We start from the raw sequence: 14,043 nt of genomic DNA on the forward strand, positions 1-14,043 counted from the left end.
CAGCCGACGTGTTCGCCACCCTCAGTGACCGCCTGACAGCGACGTTCAAGAACCTGCGTGGCAAGGGCCGCCTCTCCGAGGCCGACATCGACGCCACCGCGCGCGAGATCCGCGTCGCGCTGCTCGAAGCCGACGTCGCGCTGCCGGTGGTCAAGGACTTCATCGCGGCCGTCCGCGAGCGCGCGCGGGGCGAAGAGGTCTCGCAGGCGCTCAACCCCGCCCAGCAGATGATCCAGATCGTCAACGACGAGCTGGTCCGCATCCTGGGTGGCGAGACGCGCCGGCTGCGGTTCGCCAAGCAGCCGCCGACGGTCATCATGCTCGCGGGTCTGCAGGGTGCCGGTAAGACGACGCTCGCGGGCAAGCTCGCCCTCTGGCTGAAGGACCAGGGCAAGCAGCCGCTGCTCGTGGCCGCCGACCTGCAGCGGCCCAACGCCGTCACGCAGCTCCAGGTGGTCGCCGAGCGCGCCGGCGTGGCCGTGTGGGCACCCGAGCCGGGCAACGGCGTGGGCGACCCGGTCGCCGTCGCCAGGTCCAGCATCGAGCACGCCACCGCCAAGCTCTACGACGTCGTCGTCGTCGACACCGCCGGCCGGCTGGGCGTCGACGCCGAGCTCATGAAGCAGGCCGCCGACATCCGCGACGCGGTGAAGCCCGACGAGACGCTGTTCGTCGTCGACGCCATGATCGGTCAGGACGCCGTCACCACCGCCCTGGCGTTCCAGGACGGCGTCGGGTTCGACGGCGTCGTGCTCACCAAGCTCGACGGCGACGCCCGCGGCGGCGCCGCGCTGTCGGTCGCGTCGGTCACCGGCAAGCCGGTCATGTTCGCCTCGGCGGGCGAGAAGCTCACCGACTTCGACGTGTTCCACCCCGAGCGCATGGCCTCGCGCATCCTCGACCTCGGCGACATGCTTACGCTGATCGAGACGGCGCAGAAGGCGTTCGACGCCGAGCAGGCCGAAGAGATGGCCCGCAAGCTGCAGGCCAAGGGCGGCAAGGAGTTCACCTTCGACGACTTCCTGCAGCAGATGCAGGCGATCAAGAAGATGGGCTCGTTCAAGAGCCTGCTCGGCATGCTCCCCGGCGCCGGCCAGATGCGCGAGGCGCTCGAGTCGTTCGACGAGCGCGAGCTCGACCGCGTCCAGGCCATCGTCCACTCGATGACACCGGCCGAGCGCGACAACCCGAAGATCCTCAACGGTTCGCGCCGGGCCCGCATCGCGAAGGGCTCCGGGCGTCAGGTCAGCGAGGTCAACCAGCTCGTCGAGCGGTTCTTCATGGCCCGCGAGATGATGAGCCAGGCCGCGCGGGGCAAGCTCGGGGGCCTCGGCGGCATGCCCGGCATGGCGGGCGGCATTCCCGGGTTGCCCGGCATGGGGGGCAAGAAGAGCAAGGGCAAGCAGCCCAAGCAGGGCAAGAAGGGCAAGGGCGGGTCCCGGTCGGGCAACCCGGCCAAGCGCGCCGCCCAGCTCGCGGCAGCCGAGGAGAAGCGCTCCGCCGAGCCGCAGCCCGGCCAGGTGCCGTCCGCGTTCGGCGGCGACGCCGCCGGTGGCGACGGCAACTTCGAGTTGCCCGACGACATCGCGCAGTTCCTCAAGGGTCGGTGAGCGCGCCCCCGTCGGCGTCGGAGGCGGCACCCGCGCTCCATCTGCGCGGCGTCGTGCTGCCCGACGGCGAGCACCGCGACCTCTGGGTGCGCGACGGCGTCGTCACCTACGAGCCCGTGCCGCACGCTGACACCGTCGGCGCCGGGTGGATCCTGCCGGGCCTGGTCGACCTGCACTGCCACGTCGGCCTGGCCGCCGGCGGCGCCGTCCCCGATGACGTGGCGGAGGAGCAGGCGCGCACCGACCGCGACACCGGCGTCCTCCTCATCCGCGACGCCGGCTCGCCCGCCGACACCCGCTGGATCGACTCGCGCCCGGATCTCCCCAAGATCGTCCGGGCCGGCCGGCACCTCGCCCGCACCAAGCGCTACCTGCGCAACTTCGGCTGGGAGATCGAGCCCGACGAGCTCGTCGCCTACGTCGAGCAGGAGGCCCGGCGCGGTGACGGCTGGGTGAAACTGGTGGGCGACTGGATCGACCGCGAGAAGGGCGACCTGTCGCCGTGCTGGCCGCGCTGGGCCCTCGACGCGGCGATCGCGCGGGCGCACGAGCTGGGCGCCCGGGTCACGGCGCACGTGTTCGGCGAGGACGCGCTGCCCGACCTGCTGGGCGCCGGCATCGACGGCATCGAGCACGGGACGGGGTTGTCGGCCGACCTCATCGCCTCAATGGCTTCGCGGGGCGTGTCGATGGTGCCGACGCTGGTCAACATCGCCAACTTCCCGACGTTCGCCGCACAGGGCGAGGCGAAGTTCCCCGCGTACGCCTCGCACATGCGAACGTTGCACGCGCGCCGGTACGACAACGTCCGCGACGCCTTCGACGCCGGCGTGCCGGTGTTCGCGGGGACCGACGCCGGGGGTCAGCTGCCGCACGGCCTGCTCGCCCGCGAGGTCCTCGAGTTCGTGGCGGCCGGGATTCCCGCGGTGGATGCCGTCGCCGCCGCGTCGTGGAAGGCGCGGTCGTATCTGCTGGGCGGGAGCGGGCTGCTCGAGGAGGGCTCCGCCGCGGACCTCTGCGTCTACGCCGCCGATCCGCGGGTCTCGCCCGAGGTGCTGTTGGAGCCGGTGCGGATCGTTCTGCGGGGGCGGGTCGTTCGCTAGCCGGTTCGGCGGGGGAGTGCGGACGTGGGTCGGGCCCTGCTGTCCCGATCGTCGAGGGAGCGGCGGCGCGCCTCGAGTCCGCGCGCTCTGTGGGTGCGGGGTGCTGTGGCCGGGGCGCTCGGACGCGACCCGCACCGCCCGCGCCGCGCTCTCCACAGCACCCGGGTCCTCCCGGGAAGGGCCCCGGCCTCAGTCCCGCTGGTGGTGAGTCGCGCCGGCCGCTGACGGTCGCACCGTGGTGTCCGGCAGGTGGCCCCGCCGAGGGTTGCTTCGCGTCGGCCGCTGGCTGTTGATCATGGAGAACGTCGGCCTCCGCCGCGCTGGTGGCCCTCCTTTCTCCATGATCATCCAAGTTTCGGGTCGTGATGGTGACCGTTTCTTTGATGATCATGGGTGTTCACCGCCGGCGGCCGGCGGGGCAGGGTCACGGCGGGACCGACTGCCGAACACCACAGCGGAACCGCCAGCGGCCATCGGAACAGGGCGCCAGCGGGCTCGGGGCCGTCTTCGGGGCGGCCCCCTGACGCTGCTCGAACGGGGGCGCGGGAGGCCGGGTCACGCGGTCCCGCCGCGCGAAGCGCCACATTCTGGTCCGCTCGAGCGACCTCCCTAGCCCCCACGATGGACAGCAGCAGGGGCCGGCGACCCGGGCACACCCGGCCAACGCCACGCCCGGCCAACCTCCGTGCCCCACCAGCTCGCGCCCTGGGCACAGCTCTGCGGCCCATCCTCAAGAACCCTTGCTAAAGAAGTCTTTAGCAAGGTAGCTTTAGCATCATGAGCGACGACGAGACCCAGAGGATCACCGATCCGCAGTCCATGCGGGCTCTCGCGCACCCGCTGCGCCTGCAGCTCATGGACCTGCTGGCCCTCGAAGCGGAACTGACCGCCACCCAGTGCGCCGAGCGCACCGGCGAGAGCGTCGCGAGCTGCTCGTTCCACCTGCGCATGCTGGCCAAGTACGGCTATGTCCGGCCGGGGGAGCAGCGCGGGCGCGAGAAGCCGTGGCGGTTGGTGAGCCGCAGCCGGACCATCGGTCCCGATGTCGACGATCCGGAGTCGGTCCGCGAGGCGGGGGCGTTCGCGCAGATCATCGTCGACCGCGAGGCGGCGAGGTTGCACAAGGCCATCACGCGGGCCGCGGAGCTCGGGCCCGCCTGGCTCGACTCCATGACCATCCGGACGTCGTCGGTGTGGATGACGCACGAGGAGCTCGACGTGATGATCGAGCGCCTCGGCGAGTTCCAGGACGAGCTCAAAGAGCGCTTCTCCGGCCGCCGCGACGATCCTGCCCTGCGGCCCGACGGCGCCCGCGTCGTCCACTTCCTCGGCGCGCTGAGCCCCGACGTCGACGTTCCGGCGCACACGAGCACCGCAGACCACGCAGACGCCCACGACCAGTCGTAGGAGACCGCCATGTTCGTCGACCCCAGCATCCACTACGACCCGCACGCCGAGCGTCGCAACGCCGCGGCCGCCCTCCGCACCCGCCGCGCCCTGGTCCGCAGCCGCCGGCTGCACCGATGGGCCGAGCGCTCCGCTCGCCTGGCGATCCTGCTCGACCGCCGGGCCGGCGACGGCCGGCCGGCGCTGAACCTGTCCGCCGTCAACCGGCTGAGCAGCGCGGCCTGAGCGCATGCCGTCCGCGCTGGCACACCGGCCGTTCCGCCGGCTCACCGTCGCCTGGACGTTCAGCAACTTCGGCGACAGCGCGCTGTACCTCACCGTCGCCGTCTGGGCCAAGGACCTGACCGGCAGCAACGCCGCTGCCGGTCTGGTCTTCCTGGCGCTCGGCCTGCCGGTGTTCCTGGCGCCGCTGGCCGGGCAGCTGGCCGACCGCGTGTCACGCAAGCGGCTCGTCGCCGTCGTCAACCTCGTCGCCGCGGCGGGAGTGCTGGCCCTGCTCGCCGTCGACGACGCCGCCGATCTGTGGATCGTCTACGTGGTCACGTTCGGCTACGGCTGGGTCGGCTACGTCACCAGCGCGGCCCAGTCCGGGCTGCTCAGGGACATGCTCGACGACGGCGACCTGGCCGGCGCGAACGGCCTGCTGACCACGCTCGATCAGGGCCTGCGGCTGCTGACGCCGCTGGCCGGAGCCAGCGTCTACGCCCTGTACGGCGGGGGTGCGGTCGCCGTCCTGACGGCGTTCATGCTGGTCACCGCGGCGCTGGTGCTGCTGACCGTCCGCGTCGACGAGAGCCCGCCCACGCCGGCGGCGGAGCGCGAGGGGTTCCGGCGCGAGCTGACCGCCGGGTTCCGGCACCTGCGCTCCACGCGGCCGCTGGCCGACCTGATCCTGCTGATGGCCGTCGTGTTCGCCGTCACCGGATTCGCCAACTCCACGACCTTCGCGATCATCGACGACGGACTCGGCCTGCCGACCGAGTTCTTCGGCGTCGTGTCCAGCGTCCAGGGCGGCGGGTCCATCGTCGGCGGCCTGACGGCGGCACTGCTCATCCGGCGGGTGGGCGAGCGGGCCTCCGTCGGGGTCGGACTCGTCGCTCTCGGCGGCGGACTGGGGCTCGCGCTGGCCCCGTCGGCCGTCGTGGTCCTGATCGCTGCCGCCATCGTGGGGATCGGCGTGGTGTGGTCCGTCGTCGGCATGGTGACGCTGCGGCAGCGGCTGACCCCGCCCCGGCTGCAGGGCCGCACGTCGGCCGCCGCCAACATGGCGCTCAACGGTCCGCAGGTGGCCGGGACCGCCACGGGAGCCGCGCTGATCGCCGTCGTCGACTATCGGGTGCTCGTCGCCGCCATGACCATCACCATCCTGACCTGCGCCATCGTCCTTCTCGTCCGCAAGGTCGCGGTGCCGGAACCGGTCGACGACGAGGAGCCGGTCGCCCAGACGGTGTAGCCGCCCGACGCCGACCGCGAGGTCTGGGCAGGGACGAGTCCGGCAACGGAAAGGCAGTGAGTTGGGTTCGGCCGCCGCAATCTGGCACAATGGCCTGCTGAACCGGCGATCGTGCGGCCCTCTCACCCTCGAACACCGGATCCATCGAATCGTCGTCATCGGTGCCCCACTCAGGTGACGGCGACTCACCCGTGCGTGAAACATCCAAGGAGACTCCACCCCAGTGGCTGTCAAGATCAAGCTGAAGCGGATGGGCAAGATCCGCTCGCCGCACTACCGCATCGTCGTCGCCGACTCCCGCACCAAGCGCGACGGCCGGGCCATCGAAGAGATCGGCCTGTACAACCCGAAGCTCGAGCCGAGCCTCATCAAGGTCGACTCCGAGCGCGCCCAGTACTGGCTGGGCGTCGGCGCGCAGCCGACCGAGCCGGTGCTGGCGATCCTCAAGGTCACGGGTGACTGGCAGAAGCACAAGGGCCTTCCGGGCGCCGAAGGCACGCTGAGGGTCGCCGAGCCCAAGGCCGAGAAGCGCCTCGCGTTCGACGCCGCGCTGGCCGAGGTCCACGGCGAGCCGAAGTCCGAGGCCACCACGGCCAAGAAGAAGCCGGCCAAGAAGACCACGGCGAAGAAGGCCGAGGCCAAGGCCGACGACGCGGCGAAGGCCGACGAGGCTGCCGAGGCCCCCGCGGCCGACGCGCCCGCCGAGAAGGCCGACGGCGCCAAGACCGAGGCCAAGACCGAGGCGAAGGCCGAGAAGAAGGCCGACGCCAAGGCTGAGGCCAAGGCCGACGAGGCCCCTGCCGAGGCGCCCGCCGCCGACGAGGCCCCCGCCGCCGAGGCGAAGGCCGACGAGGCGAAGGCCGACGAGTCCTGATGCTGGCCGAGGCGCTGGAGCACCTGGTCGCCGGGGTGGTCGACCACCCCGACGACGTCAGCGTGCGCACGCGTCAGCTCCGCCGCGGCCGCCTGCTCGAGGTCCGGGTCCACCCCGACGACCTCGGCAAGGTCATCGGCCGCGGCGGCCGCACGGCCACGTCGTTCCGCACGGTCGTCGCGGCGCTGTCGTCCGACGGCGGCGTGCGCATCGACTTCGTCGACGTCGACGGGCGCTGACGACGGCGTGATCGTCACCGTCGGGCGCATCGGGCGCGCGCACGGCATCCGCGGCGAGGTCGGCGTCGAGGTCCGCACCGACACGCCCGACGAGCGGTTCGCCGACGGCGCCGTGCTCACCACCGACCCCGCTCAGCGGGGCCCGCTCACCGTACGCGGGTCCCGCTGGCACAGCGGCCGGCTGCTGGTGACGTTCGAGGGCGTCGCCGACCGCACCGTCGCCGAGGGTTTGCGCGGCACGTTGCTGCTGGCCGAGGTCGCCGACGACGAGACCACGGGCGACCCCGACGAGTTCTTCGACCACCAGCTGGTGGGGCTGAAGGCGGTCGGGGTCGACGGCGCTGCCATCGGCGTGGTGCGCGAGGTCATCCACGCGCCCGGCCAGGACCTGCTGTCCATCGAGGTCGCGGGCGGTGGCGAAGCGCTGGTGCCGTTCGTCCTCGAGATCGTGCCGGAGGTCGACGTCGCCGGCGCGCGGGTCGTCATCGACCCGCCGCCCGGGCTGCTCGAAGGGGATTGACGGTTCGGATGCGGATCGACGTCGTCACGATCTTCCCCGACTATCTCTCGCCGCTGGATCTGTCGCTGGTGGGGAAGGCCCGCGAGTCGGGCGTGCTCGACCTGCGGGTCCACGACCTGCGCGACTGGGCCACCGACCGCCACCGCACCGTCGACGACACCCCGTACGGCGGCGGCGCCGGCATGGTCATGAAGCCCGACGTGTGGGGCGCGGCGCTCGACGACGTCGTGGGCAGCGGCGACCCCGCCCGGGCCCCGCGGCTGCTGGTGCCGACACCGTCGGGCCGTCCCTTCACGCAGGATCTCGCGCACGAGCTGGCCGAAGAGCCGTGGCTGGTGTTCGCCTGCGGCCGCTACGAGGGCATCGACGCGCGCCTGGTCGAGGACGCCGCGACCCGCATGCCGGTCACGGAGGTGTCGCTCGGCGACTACGTCCTCAACGGCGGCGAGGTGGCGGCGCTGGTCGTCGTCGAGGCCGTCGCCCGGCTGCTGCCCGGCGTCGTCGGCAACCCGGAGTCGCTGGTCGAGGAGTCGCACGGCGCCGACGGCCTGCTCGAGTACCCCGTCTACACCAAGCCGCCGACGTGGCGCGGCCTCGACGTGCCCGAGGTGCTGCTGTCCGGGCACCACGGCAATGTCGCCCGATGGCGGCGCGACCAGGCGCTGCGGCGCACCGCTGAACGCCGTCCCGACCTCGTCGCGCGGCTCGACCCGTCGGCGCTGGACGCACGCGACCGCGAGGTGCTCGACGAGGCCGGGTTTCCGGTTCGGCCGCCCTCTGTGGCAGACTGATCAGCTGTTGCCCGGCTCGCTGACGCCCCTGCCACAGGGGGAGCGCCGACGCGAAGGCCGGGCCTGCGGTTCACCCTGACAGAACCCTGAGTCCGTAGGCGACCTGTGGCGCCCGCGAGAGAGCGAACACGATCATGCATGTCCTCGACTCCGTCGACTCCGCGCAGCTGCGCGACGACGTCCCGGCCTTCCGCGCCGGCGACAACCTGAAGGTCCACGTCCGCGTCGTCGAGGGCAACCGCTCTCGCGTGCAGGTGTTCCAAGGCGTCGTCATCCGCCGCCAGGGCTCGGGCATCCGCGAGACGTTCACCGTCCGCAAGGTGAGCTTCGGCGTCGGCGTCGAGCGCACGTTCCCCGTGCACACGCCGGTCATCGAGCGGATCGAGCTGGTCACCCGCGGCGACGTCCGCCGGGCCAAGCTGTACTACCTGCGCAACCTGCGCGGCAAGGCCGCCAAGATCCGCGAGAAGCGCGAGACGGCCTGACACTCCCGCTGCGGGACCCGGTGGCACGACACGGCACCGTCACCGGGTAGCGTGCCGGTGGCACGTATTGTTGCTCACGTGCCACCCGAAGCGTTCGACTCTTCGCCGGGCTCGCCCCGGACACCCCAGGGAGATGCCGTGACCGAGGAGAGCCTGCCTCGGGAAGGCCACGGGAGCCCACGTCGCGGTGGCGACAGCAGCGAGCCGGCCGGAAAGCCGGCTCGTAGTGGCTTGAGTGCCTTCTTCAAAGAGACCGCCATCGTGGTGGCGCTCTCGCTGCTCATCGCCACGGTGGTGCGCATCTTCCTCGTCCAGGCCTTCCTCATCCCGTCCGGGTCCATGGAAGACACCCTGCTCGTGGGCGACCGCGTGCTGGTGTCGAAGATCAGCCTGCAGTTCGGCGAGATCCACCGCGGCGACGTCGTCGTGTTCGAGGACCCCGACCGCTGGCTCGGCGACCAGGCACCCGACGGCGGCTCCGGCCTCGGCGGTGCCATCAAGGACGTCTTCGAGTTCGTCGGCGTGCTTCCCGACGACTCCGAGGAGCATCTGATCAAGCGGGTCATCGGCGTCGGCGGCGACACCGTCCGCTGCTGCGACGACCAGGGCCGCATCCAGGTCAACGGGCACTCCATCGAGGAGTCCGGGTACCTGTACCCGGGCGACTCGCCGTCGCTCAACGAGTTCGAGCGCACCGTTCCCGAGGGTGAGCTGTTCGTCATGGGCGACCACCGCTCCAACTCCGGTGACTCCCGCATCCACGGCACGTTCTCCGCCGACCTCGTGGTCGGGCGCGCCTTCTCCGTCGCCTGGCCGATCGCTCGCTGGGGCGGGGTGAGCAGCGACGGCGCGTTCGACGGCGTCCCCGAGCCGTGACATGACCACCCTGGCCCGACGACGCATCGTGGTCCGGCGCGACGCCGGACTGTACGCCTATGAGCGGACGTTGGCCCGGTCCGGGTTCGCGCCGGTCGCGGGCGCCGACGAGGCCGGACGGGGCGCCTGTGCGGGCCCGCTGGTGGTCGGGGCGGCCGTGCTGGCGCCGGGGAAGCGCGGCGAGATCCCGGGCCTGGCCGACTCCAAGCTGCTCACGCCGGCCGCGCGCGAGCGGGCCTACGACGAGGTGCTGGCCCGCGCCGTCGCGTGGTCGGTCATCATCGTCCCGCCCGACGAGGTCGACCGCGTCGGGCTGCACCGCAGCAACATCATCGCCATGCGCCGCGCGCTGGCCCGGCTCGAGCCGGCGCCGTCGTACGTGTTGACCGACGGCTTCCCGGTCACCGGACTCGGCGTTCCCGGGCTGGCCATGTGGAAGGGCGACCAGGTGGCCGCATGCATCGCCGCCGCGTCCGTCATCGCCAAGGTCACCCGCGATCGCATCATGTGTGACCTGCACGAACAGTGGCCCGACTACGGGTTCGACGCGCACAAGGGCTACGTCACCGACGATCACCAGCAGGCGCTGGGCCGACACGGTCCGAGCCCTGTTCACCGTCGGTCCTACGCCAACGTCGCGCGCGTGGTATCCCTTGGAGACGAAGGCTGGAAAGGGGAACCCGACCTATGAGTGCCGAGGATCTCGAGAAGTACGAGACCGAGATGGAGCTGTCGCTCTATCGCGAGTACCGCGACGTGGTCGGCCTGTTCTCGTACGTGGTCGAGACCGAACGACGGTTCTACCTGACGAACAACGTCGACTTCCAGGTGCGCGGCGAAGGCGGCGACGTCTACTTCGAGGTCACCATGAGCGACGCCTGGGTCTGGGACATGTACCGCCCGGCGCGCTTCGTCAAGAACGTCAAGGTCGTCACGTTCAAGGACGTCAACGTCGAGGAGCTCGCCAAGAGCGACCTCGAGATCCCCAAGTCCTGACACGTCGCTCGGCTCTGGTTCTCCACAGGCCCTGCCGGTTTCCTGACTTGTCCACATTCCGCGATGTCGCGGTGGGGCCGGCCCGCTGAACCCGCCAAGCTCGATGGCGGGAGGTGAGGCCGGTGCGGGTCAAGGACGGCATCGGTGCCTACGGCGAACGGGTCGCCGTGGAGCATCTGGAGCGGGCCGGGTTCGTCGTGCTCGAGCGCAACTGGCGCTGCGACATCGGCGAGATCGACATCGTGGCGCTCGACGGCGCCACGGTCGTGGTGTGCGAGGTGAAGACGCGCAGCGGCCTGGGGTTCGGCTCGGGGCTCGAGGCCGTCACGCCGCAGAAGCTGGCCCGGCTGCACCGGCTGGCGCGGCGCTGGCGCGACGCCGCCGGGCGGGCCGGCGCCGACCTTCGGGTCGACGTCGTCGCGGTGCACCGGCGCCGCCGGGGCGCGCCCCAGGTCGTGCACGTGCGAGGTGCGCAGTGACGCGGCTGGCGCGGTGTCGCAGCGTGGCGCTCATCGGCGTCCGCGGCACCGTCGTCGACATCGAGGTGCACATCGGCGGCATGCCCGGCTTCTCGCTGATCGGCCTGCCTGACGCGTCGTTGTACGAGTCGCGCGACCGGGTCCGGGCGGCGGTCCTGTCCAGCCGGGAGTCGTGGCCGCTGCAGCGCATCACCGTCAGCCTGTCGCCGGCGGCGCTGCCCAAGCGCGGCAGCCACTTCGACCTCGGCGTGGCGGTGGCCATCCTCGCGGCGGCCGACGAGGTGCCGCTCGACGCGGTCGACGGTGTGCTGTTCCTGGGCGAGCTGGCGCTCGACGGGCGGCTGCGCCCGGTGCTCGGAGTGCTGCCGGCCGTCCTGGCCGCCGAGCGCGCCGGGCTCGGCCGAGCCGTCGTGCCCGAGGCCAATGTGGCGGAGGCGCGGCTGATCCCCGGGGTGCGGGTCTTCGGCGCCCGATCGCTGCGGCAGGTGCTGGCGTTCCTGCGCGGGACGGAGATCCCGCCCGAGGCGCCGGACGAGCTGGAGGAGGCCTCGGGGTCGTCGGGCACCACGCCGGTCGACGACACCGCCGACCTCGCCGACGTCGCCGGGCAGAAGGAGCCGAAGCGGGCGGTCGAGATCGCCGCGGCCGGGCACCACCACCTGCTGCTCACCGGCTCGCCGGGGTCGGGCAAGACCATGCTGGCCCGGCGGCTGCCGTCGCTGCTGCCCGACCTCTCGCTCGACGAGTCGCTCGAGGTCACGTCCATCCACTCGATCGCGGGCGTGCTGCCGCCCGGCCGGCCGCTCATCGTCCGGCCGCCGTTCGCCGATCCGCACCACACCTCGTCGGTCGTGTCGATCGTCGGCGGCGGGTCGCGGGTACCACGGCCGGGCGCGGCCAGTCTGGCGCACCGCGGCGTGCTCTTCCTCGACGAGGCGCCGGAGTTCCCGCCGCGGGTGCTCGACTCGCTGCGCCAGCCGCTCGAGAGCGGCTCGCTCACCCTGGCCCGCGCCGAGGCGACGTCGGTGTTCCCGGCCCGGTTCCTGCTGGTGCTCGCGCAGAACCCGTGCCCGTGCGGCAACTTCGGCAGCACGGTCCACGCGTGCACCTGCCGGCCCGACGCCGTCCGCCGCTACGGCCAGCGGCTGTCCGGCCCGGTCCGCGACCGCGTCGACATCCAGATGAAGGTCGACGCGCCCACCATGGCCGAACTCGACGCCGCGGCCGACGGCGTCGAGCCCAGCAAGGCCGTCGCCGATCGCGTGGCCGAGGCTCGCGCCCGCCAGGAGCGGCGGCTGCGCGGCACCCCGTGGCGTTGCAACGGGGAGCTTCCCGGCCCGTACCTGCGGCGCGAGCTGAAGCTTCCGGCCGACGTCACCGCACCCGCCTTCGCCGATGTACGCGCGGGTCGTCTCACCCTGCGCGGAGTCGACCGCGTTCTCCGCGTCGCCTGGACCATCGCCGACCTCGCCGGCCGCGACCGCCCCACCGTCGCCGACGTGAAGAAGGCGCTCGAGCTTCGCCGAGGGGAGGCCGCATGAGTGGCGAACAGGTGCGGCAGGCCGCGACATCCGCCGACCGGGCGGCGCGGGCGGCGTTGTGCGCGGTCACCGAGCCGGGTGACAGGACGATCGGGTGCGCCCGCGTGCGAGACGCCGGCGGTCCGGCGGCTGCCGCCGACGGGGAGGCCGCATGAGTGGCGAACAGGTGCGGCAGGCCGCGACATCCGCCGACCGGGCGGCGCGGGCGGCGTTGAGCGCGGTCACCGAGCCGGGTGACACGGCGATCGCCGTCCGACTGCGCGACACCGGGGCGGCGGCGACCTGGCGGGCGATCTGCGCCGGCGACGACGCCCTCGACAAGACGCACGTGCTGCGGCGGCGGGCCGAACGGGTCGACGGCGCCGAGGTGCTCGAACGGGCGGAGCGGCTCGGCATCCGCTACCTGTGCCCGGGTGAGCCGGGCTGGCCGGCGCCGCTCGACGTCATGGCGGCGACACTCGACTACGGCGAGCCGGTGCCGCCGCCGCTGGGGCTCTGGCTGTCCGGCGACGGCGATCTCGCGGCCCTGGCGGAGTCGGCGGTCGCGGTCGTCGGATCGCGCAACTGCTCCCGCTACGGCGAACGGGTCGCGTCGGACCTGGCGACGGATCTCGCGCTGGCCGGCTGGACGGTGGTGTCCGGCGCGGCGTTCGGCATCGACGCCGCCGCCCATCGGGGCGCACTCGCCGTCGGCGGCACCACCCTCGCGGTGCTCGCCAGCGGCGTCGACCTGCCGTACCCGCGCAGCCATGCCCAGCTGCTCGAGCGCATCGCGGCGGACGGGCTGGTGCTCAGCGAGGTGCCGCCGGGAAGCCGGCCCATGCGGCAGTGGTTCCTCGAGCGCAACCGCATCATCGCCGCGTTGAGCGCCGGCACCGTCGTCGTCGAGGCGGCGCCGAGGTCGGGGGCGCTGAACACGGCGTCGTGGACCCAGAAGCTCAGCCGCGAGACGCTCGTCGTGCCGGGACCGGTCACGTCGGCGTTGTCGGCCGGTTGTCACACCCTCGTCCGCAACGGCGCGGCCACGCTGGTCACGGGCGTGGCCGACGTCCTCGAGGCGGTCGGCCGGCTCGGCGAGGTCACCGCGCCCGATCCGGAGATCGAGGCACGGCCCATCGACGCGCTGCGGCCGGCGCAGCGGATGGTCCGCGAGGTCATGCTCGCCGGGGCCGTCGAGACCACCGCCGACCTGGCTGTGCGCGCCGGAGTGCCCGCGAGCACCGCCGCTCGGGTGCTGCGCGAGCTGGCCGCGGGCGGCTGGGTCACCAGGGTCGACGGCGGGTGGCGACTCGGCGCGATGATCAGTCCACTGGAAACACGTACATGACCTGCGTGGAAGGGGTATGCATGGAGACCACGGGCGCCACGCCACCCGGCGGCGCCGCCACGGAGAGGGGAACCACTCATGGGCTCTGTCGCACGCATCACCAACATCAGCGCGCGGTCCGAGACGAGCTTCGAGGACGCGGTCCGTCTGGGCATCTCGCGGGCCAACCAGACGCTTCGCAACGTCTCCGGAGCGTGGGTGAAGGATCAGAAGGTCGAGATCCGCGACGGCGAGATCGTCGCCTACCAGGTGGCCCTCGAGGTCACCTTCGTGCTCGACGACTGACGGCGACTCCCGGCGCCGGCGCCCGCGTGGCGGCGCCGGGCCGCCGCCCGGCTGGGC

16 protein-coding genes and 1 pseudogene are annotated in these 14,043 nt (G+C 72.6%); all 17 read left to right on the plus strand.

The window, feature by feature from the left end; translation table 11 throughout:
- Positions 1-8: 8 nt before the first annotated feature.
- The 17 genes and pseudogenes from ffh to E1212_RS00350 all read left to right on the plus strand — a co-directional run bounded on the left by ffh (position 9) and on the right by E1212_RS00350 (position 13,986).
- Positions 9-1,610 (plus strand): signal recognition particle protein, encoded by a 1,602-nt coding sequence (gene ffh, locus E1212_RS00270; protein ID WP_162605242.1) that lies wholly within the window; start codon positions 9-11, stop codon positions 1,608-1,610.
- On the plus strand, positions 1,607-2,713 hold the full coding sequence (locus E1212_RS30650; protein WP_131977376.1) for an amidohydrolase family protein: 1,107 nt from the start codon (positions 1,607-1,609) through the stop codon (positions 2,711-2,713). The genes ffh and E1212_RS30650 overlap by 4 nt, the downstream gene beginning before the upstream one ends.
- Positions 2,714-3,490: 777 nt before the next feature.
- Positions 3,491-4,120: an ArsR/SmtB family transcription factor gene (locus E1212_RS00280; RefSeq protein ID WP_131977379.1), complete on the plus strand. Its 630-nt coding sequence runs from the start codon at positions 3,491-3,493 to the stop codon at positions 4,118-4,120.
- Positions 4,121-4,129: 9 nt separating this feature from the next.
- Positions 4,130-4,345, plus strand: coding sequence for a hypothetical protein (locus E1212_RS00285; protein ID WP_131977382.1), 216 nt, complete (start codon positions 4,130-4,132; stop codon positions 4,343-4,345).
- Positions 4,346-4,349: 4 nt separating this feature from the next.
- Positions 4,350-5,573 (plus strand): MFS transporter, encoded by a 1,224-nt coding sequence (locus tag E1212_RS00290; RefSeq protein WP_131977384.1) that lies wholly within the window; start codon positions 4,350-4,352, stop codon positions 5,571-5,573.
- Positions 5,574-5,796: 223 nt separating this feature from the next.
- Positions 5,797-6,267, plus strand: a pseudogene (gene rpsP / locus E1212_RS00295) (30S ribosomal protein S16); the annotation flags it as partial.
- Between the two features lie 179 nt (positions 6,268-6,446).
- Positions 6,447-6,686 (plus strand): RNA-binding protein, encoded by a 240-nt coding sequence (locus E1212_RS00300; protein ID WP_053206828.1) that lies wholly within the window; start codon positions 6,447-6,449, stop codon positions 6,684-6,686.
- Between the two features lie 7 nt (positions 6,687-6,693).
- On the plus strand, positions 6,694-7,206 hold the full coding sequence (rimM, locus tag E1212_RS00305; RefSeq protein ID WP_131977390.1) for a ribosome maturation factor RimM: 513 nt from the start codon (positions 6,694-6,696) through the stop codon (positions 7,204-7,206).
- Between the two features lie 8 nt (positions 7,207-7,214).
- Positions 7,215-7,997 (plus strand): tRNA (guanosine(37)-N1)-methyltransferase TrmD, encoded by a 783-nt coding sequence (gene trmD / locus E1212_RS00310; protein ID WP_131977393.1) that lies wholly within the window; start codon positions 7,215-7,217, stop codon positions 7,995-7,997.
- A 131-nt stretch (positions 7,998-8,128) separates the two neighbouring features.
- Positions 8,129-8,482 (plus strand): 50S ribosomal protein L19, encoded by a 354-nt coding sequence (rplS, locus tag E1212_RS00315; RefSeq protein ID WP_131977396.1) that lies wholly within the window; start codon positions 8,129-8,131, stop codon positions 8,480-8,482.
- A 231-nt stretch (positions 8,483-8,713) separates the two neighbouring features.
- Positions 8,714-9,358: a signal peptidase I gene (lepB, locus tag E1212_RS00320; RefSeq protein ID WP_162605243.1), complete on the plus strand. Its 645-nt coding sequence runs from the start codon at positions 8,714-8,716 to the stop codon at positions 9,356-9,358.
- A 1-nt stretch (position 9,359) separates the two neighbouring features.
- The gene (locus tag E1212_RS00325) at positions 9,360-10,049 is read left to right on the plus strand and encodes a ribonuclease HII (RefSeq protein WP_131977402.1); all 690 of its coding nucleotides are present in this window, start codon (positions 9,360-9,362) and stop codon (positions 10,047-10,049) included.
- The gene (locus tag E1212_RS00330) at positions 10,046-10,354 is read left to right on the plus strand and encodes a DUF2469 domain-containing protein (RefSeq protein ID WP_069113938.1); all 309 of its coding nucleotides are present in this window, start codon (positions 10,046-10,048) and stop codon (positions 10,352-10,354) included. The genes E1212_RS00325 and E1212_RS00330 overlap by 4 nt, the downstream gene beginning before the upstream one ends.
- Positions 10,355-10,476: 122 nt before the next feature.
- On the plus strand, positions 10,477-10,833 hold the full coding sequence (locus E1212_RS00335) for a YraN family protein (RefSeq protein ID WP_203416089.1): 357 nt from the start codon (positions 10,477-10,479) through the stop codon (positions 10,831-10,833).
- Positions 10,834-10,856: 23 nt separating this feature from the next.
- Positions 10,857-12,374 carry a YifB family Mg chelatase-like AAA ATPase gene (locus E1212_RS00340; protein WP_238992201.1) on the plus strand — a complete coding sequence of 506 codons (1,518 nt, stop codon included), beginning with the start codon at positions 10,857-10,859 and terminating at the stop codon, positions 12,372-12,374.
- 151 nt (positions 12,375-12,525) lie between these two features.
- Complete coding sequence (gene dprA, locus E1212_RS00345) at positions 12,526-13,701, plus strand: DNA-processing protein DprA (protein ID WP_131977408.1); 1,176 nt, start codon at positions 12,526-12,528, stop codon at positions 13,699-13,701.
- Positions 13,702-13,779: 78 nt separating this feature from the next.
- On the plus strand, positions 13,780-13,986 hold the full coding sequence (locus tag E1212_RS00350; RefSeq protein WP_131977411.1) for a dodecin family protein: 207 nt from the start codon (positions 13,780-13,782) through the stop codon (positions 13,984-13,986).
- Positions 13,987-14,043: the final 57 nt, after the last annotated feature.

Origin of the sequence: Jiangella ureilytica, assembly GCF_004348545.1 — a bacterium.
Taxonomy (GTDB): domain Bacteria; phylum Actinomycetota; class Actinomycetes; order Jiangellales; family Jiangellaceae; genus Jiangella; species Jiangella ureilytica.

Excerpts from the sequence above, each read along its gene's own strand:
- E1212_RS00325 (WP_131977402.1), top strand. The coding sequence starts at position 9,360 with ATGACCACCCTGGCCCGACGACGCATCGTGGTCCGGCGCGACGCCGGA.
- E1212_RS00285 (WP_131977382.1), top strand. The coding sequence starts at position 4,130 with ATGTTCGTCGACCCCAGCATCCACTACGACCCGCACGCCGAGCGTCGC.
- dprA (WP_131977408.1), top strand. The coding sequence starts at position 12,526 with ATGAGTGGCGAACAGGTGCGGCAGGCCGCGACATCCGCCGACCGGGCG.
- E1212_RS00330 (WP_069113938.1), top strand. The coding sequence starts at position 10,046 with ATGAGTGCCGAGGATCTCGAGAAGTACGAGACCGAGATGGAGCTGTCG.
- E1212_RS00290 (WP_131977384.1), top strand. The coding sequence starts at position 4,350 with ATGCCGTCCGCGCTGGCACACCGGCCGTTCCGCCGGCTCACCGTCGCC.
- E1212_RS00280 (WP_131977379.1), top strand. The coding sequence starts at position 3,491 with ATGAGCGACGACGAGACCCAGAGGATCACCGATCCGCAGTCCATGCGG.
- E1212_RS00300 (WP_053206828.1), top strand. The coding sequence starts at position 6,447 with ATGCTGGCCGAGGCGCTGGAGCACCTGGTCGCCGGGGTGGTCGACCAC.
- trmD (WP_131977393.1), top strand. The coding sequence starts at position 7,215 with ATGCGGATCGACGTCGTCACGATCTTCCCCGACTATCTCTCGCCGCTG.
- E1212_RS00350 (WP_131977411.1), top strand. The coding sequence starts at position 13,780 with ATGGGCTCTGTCGCACGCATCACCAACATCAGCGCGCGGTCCGAGACG.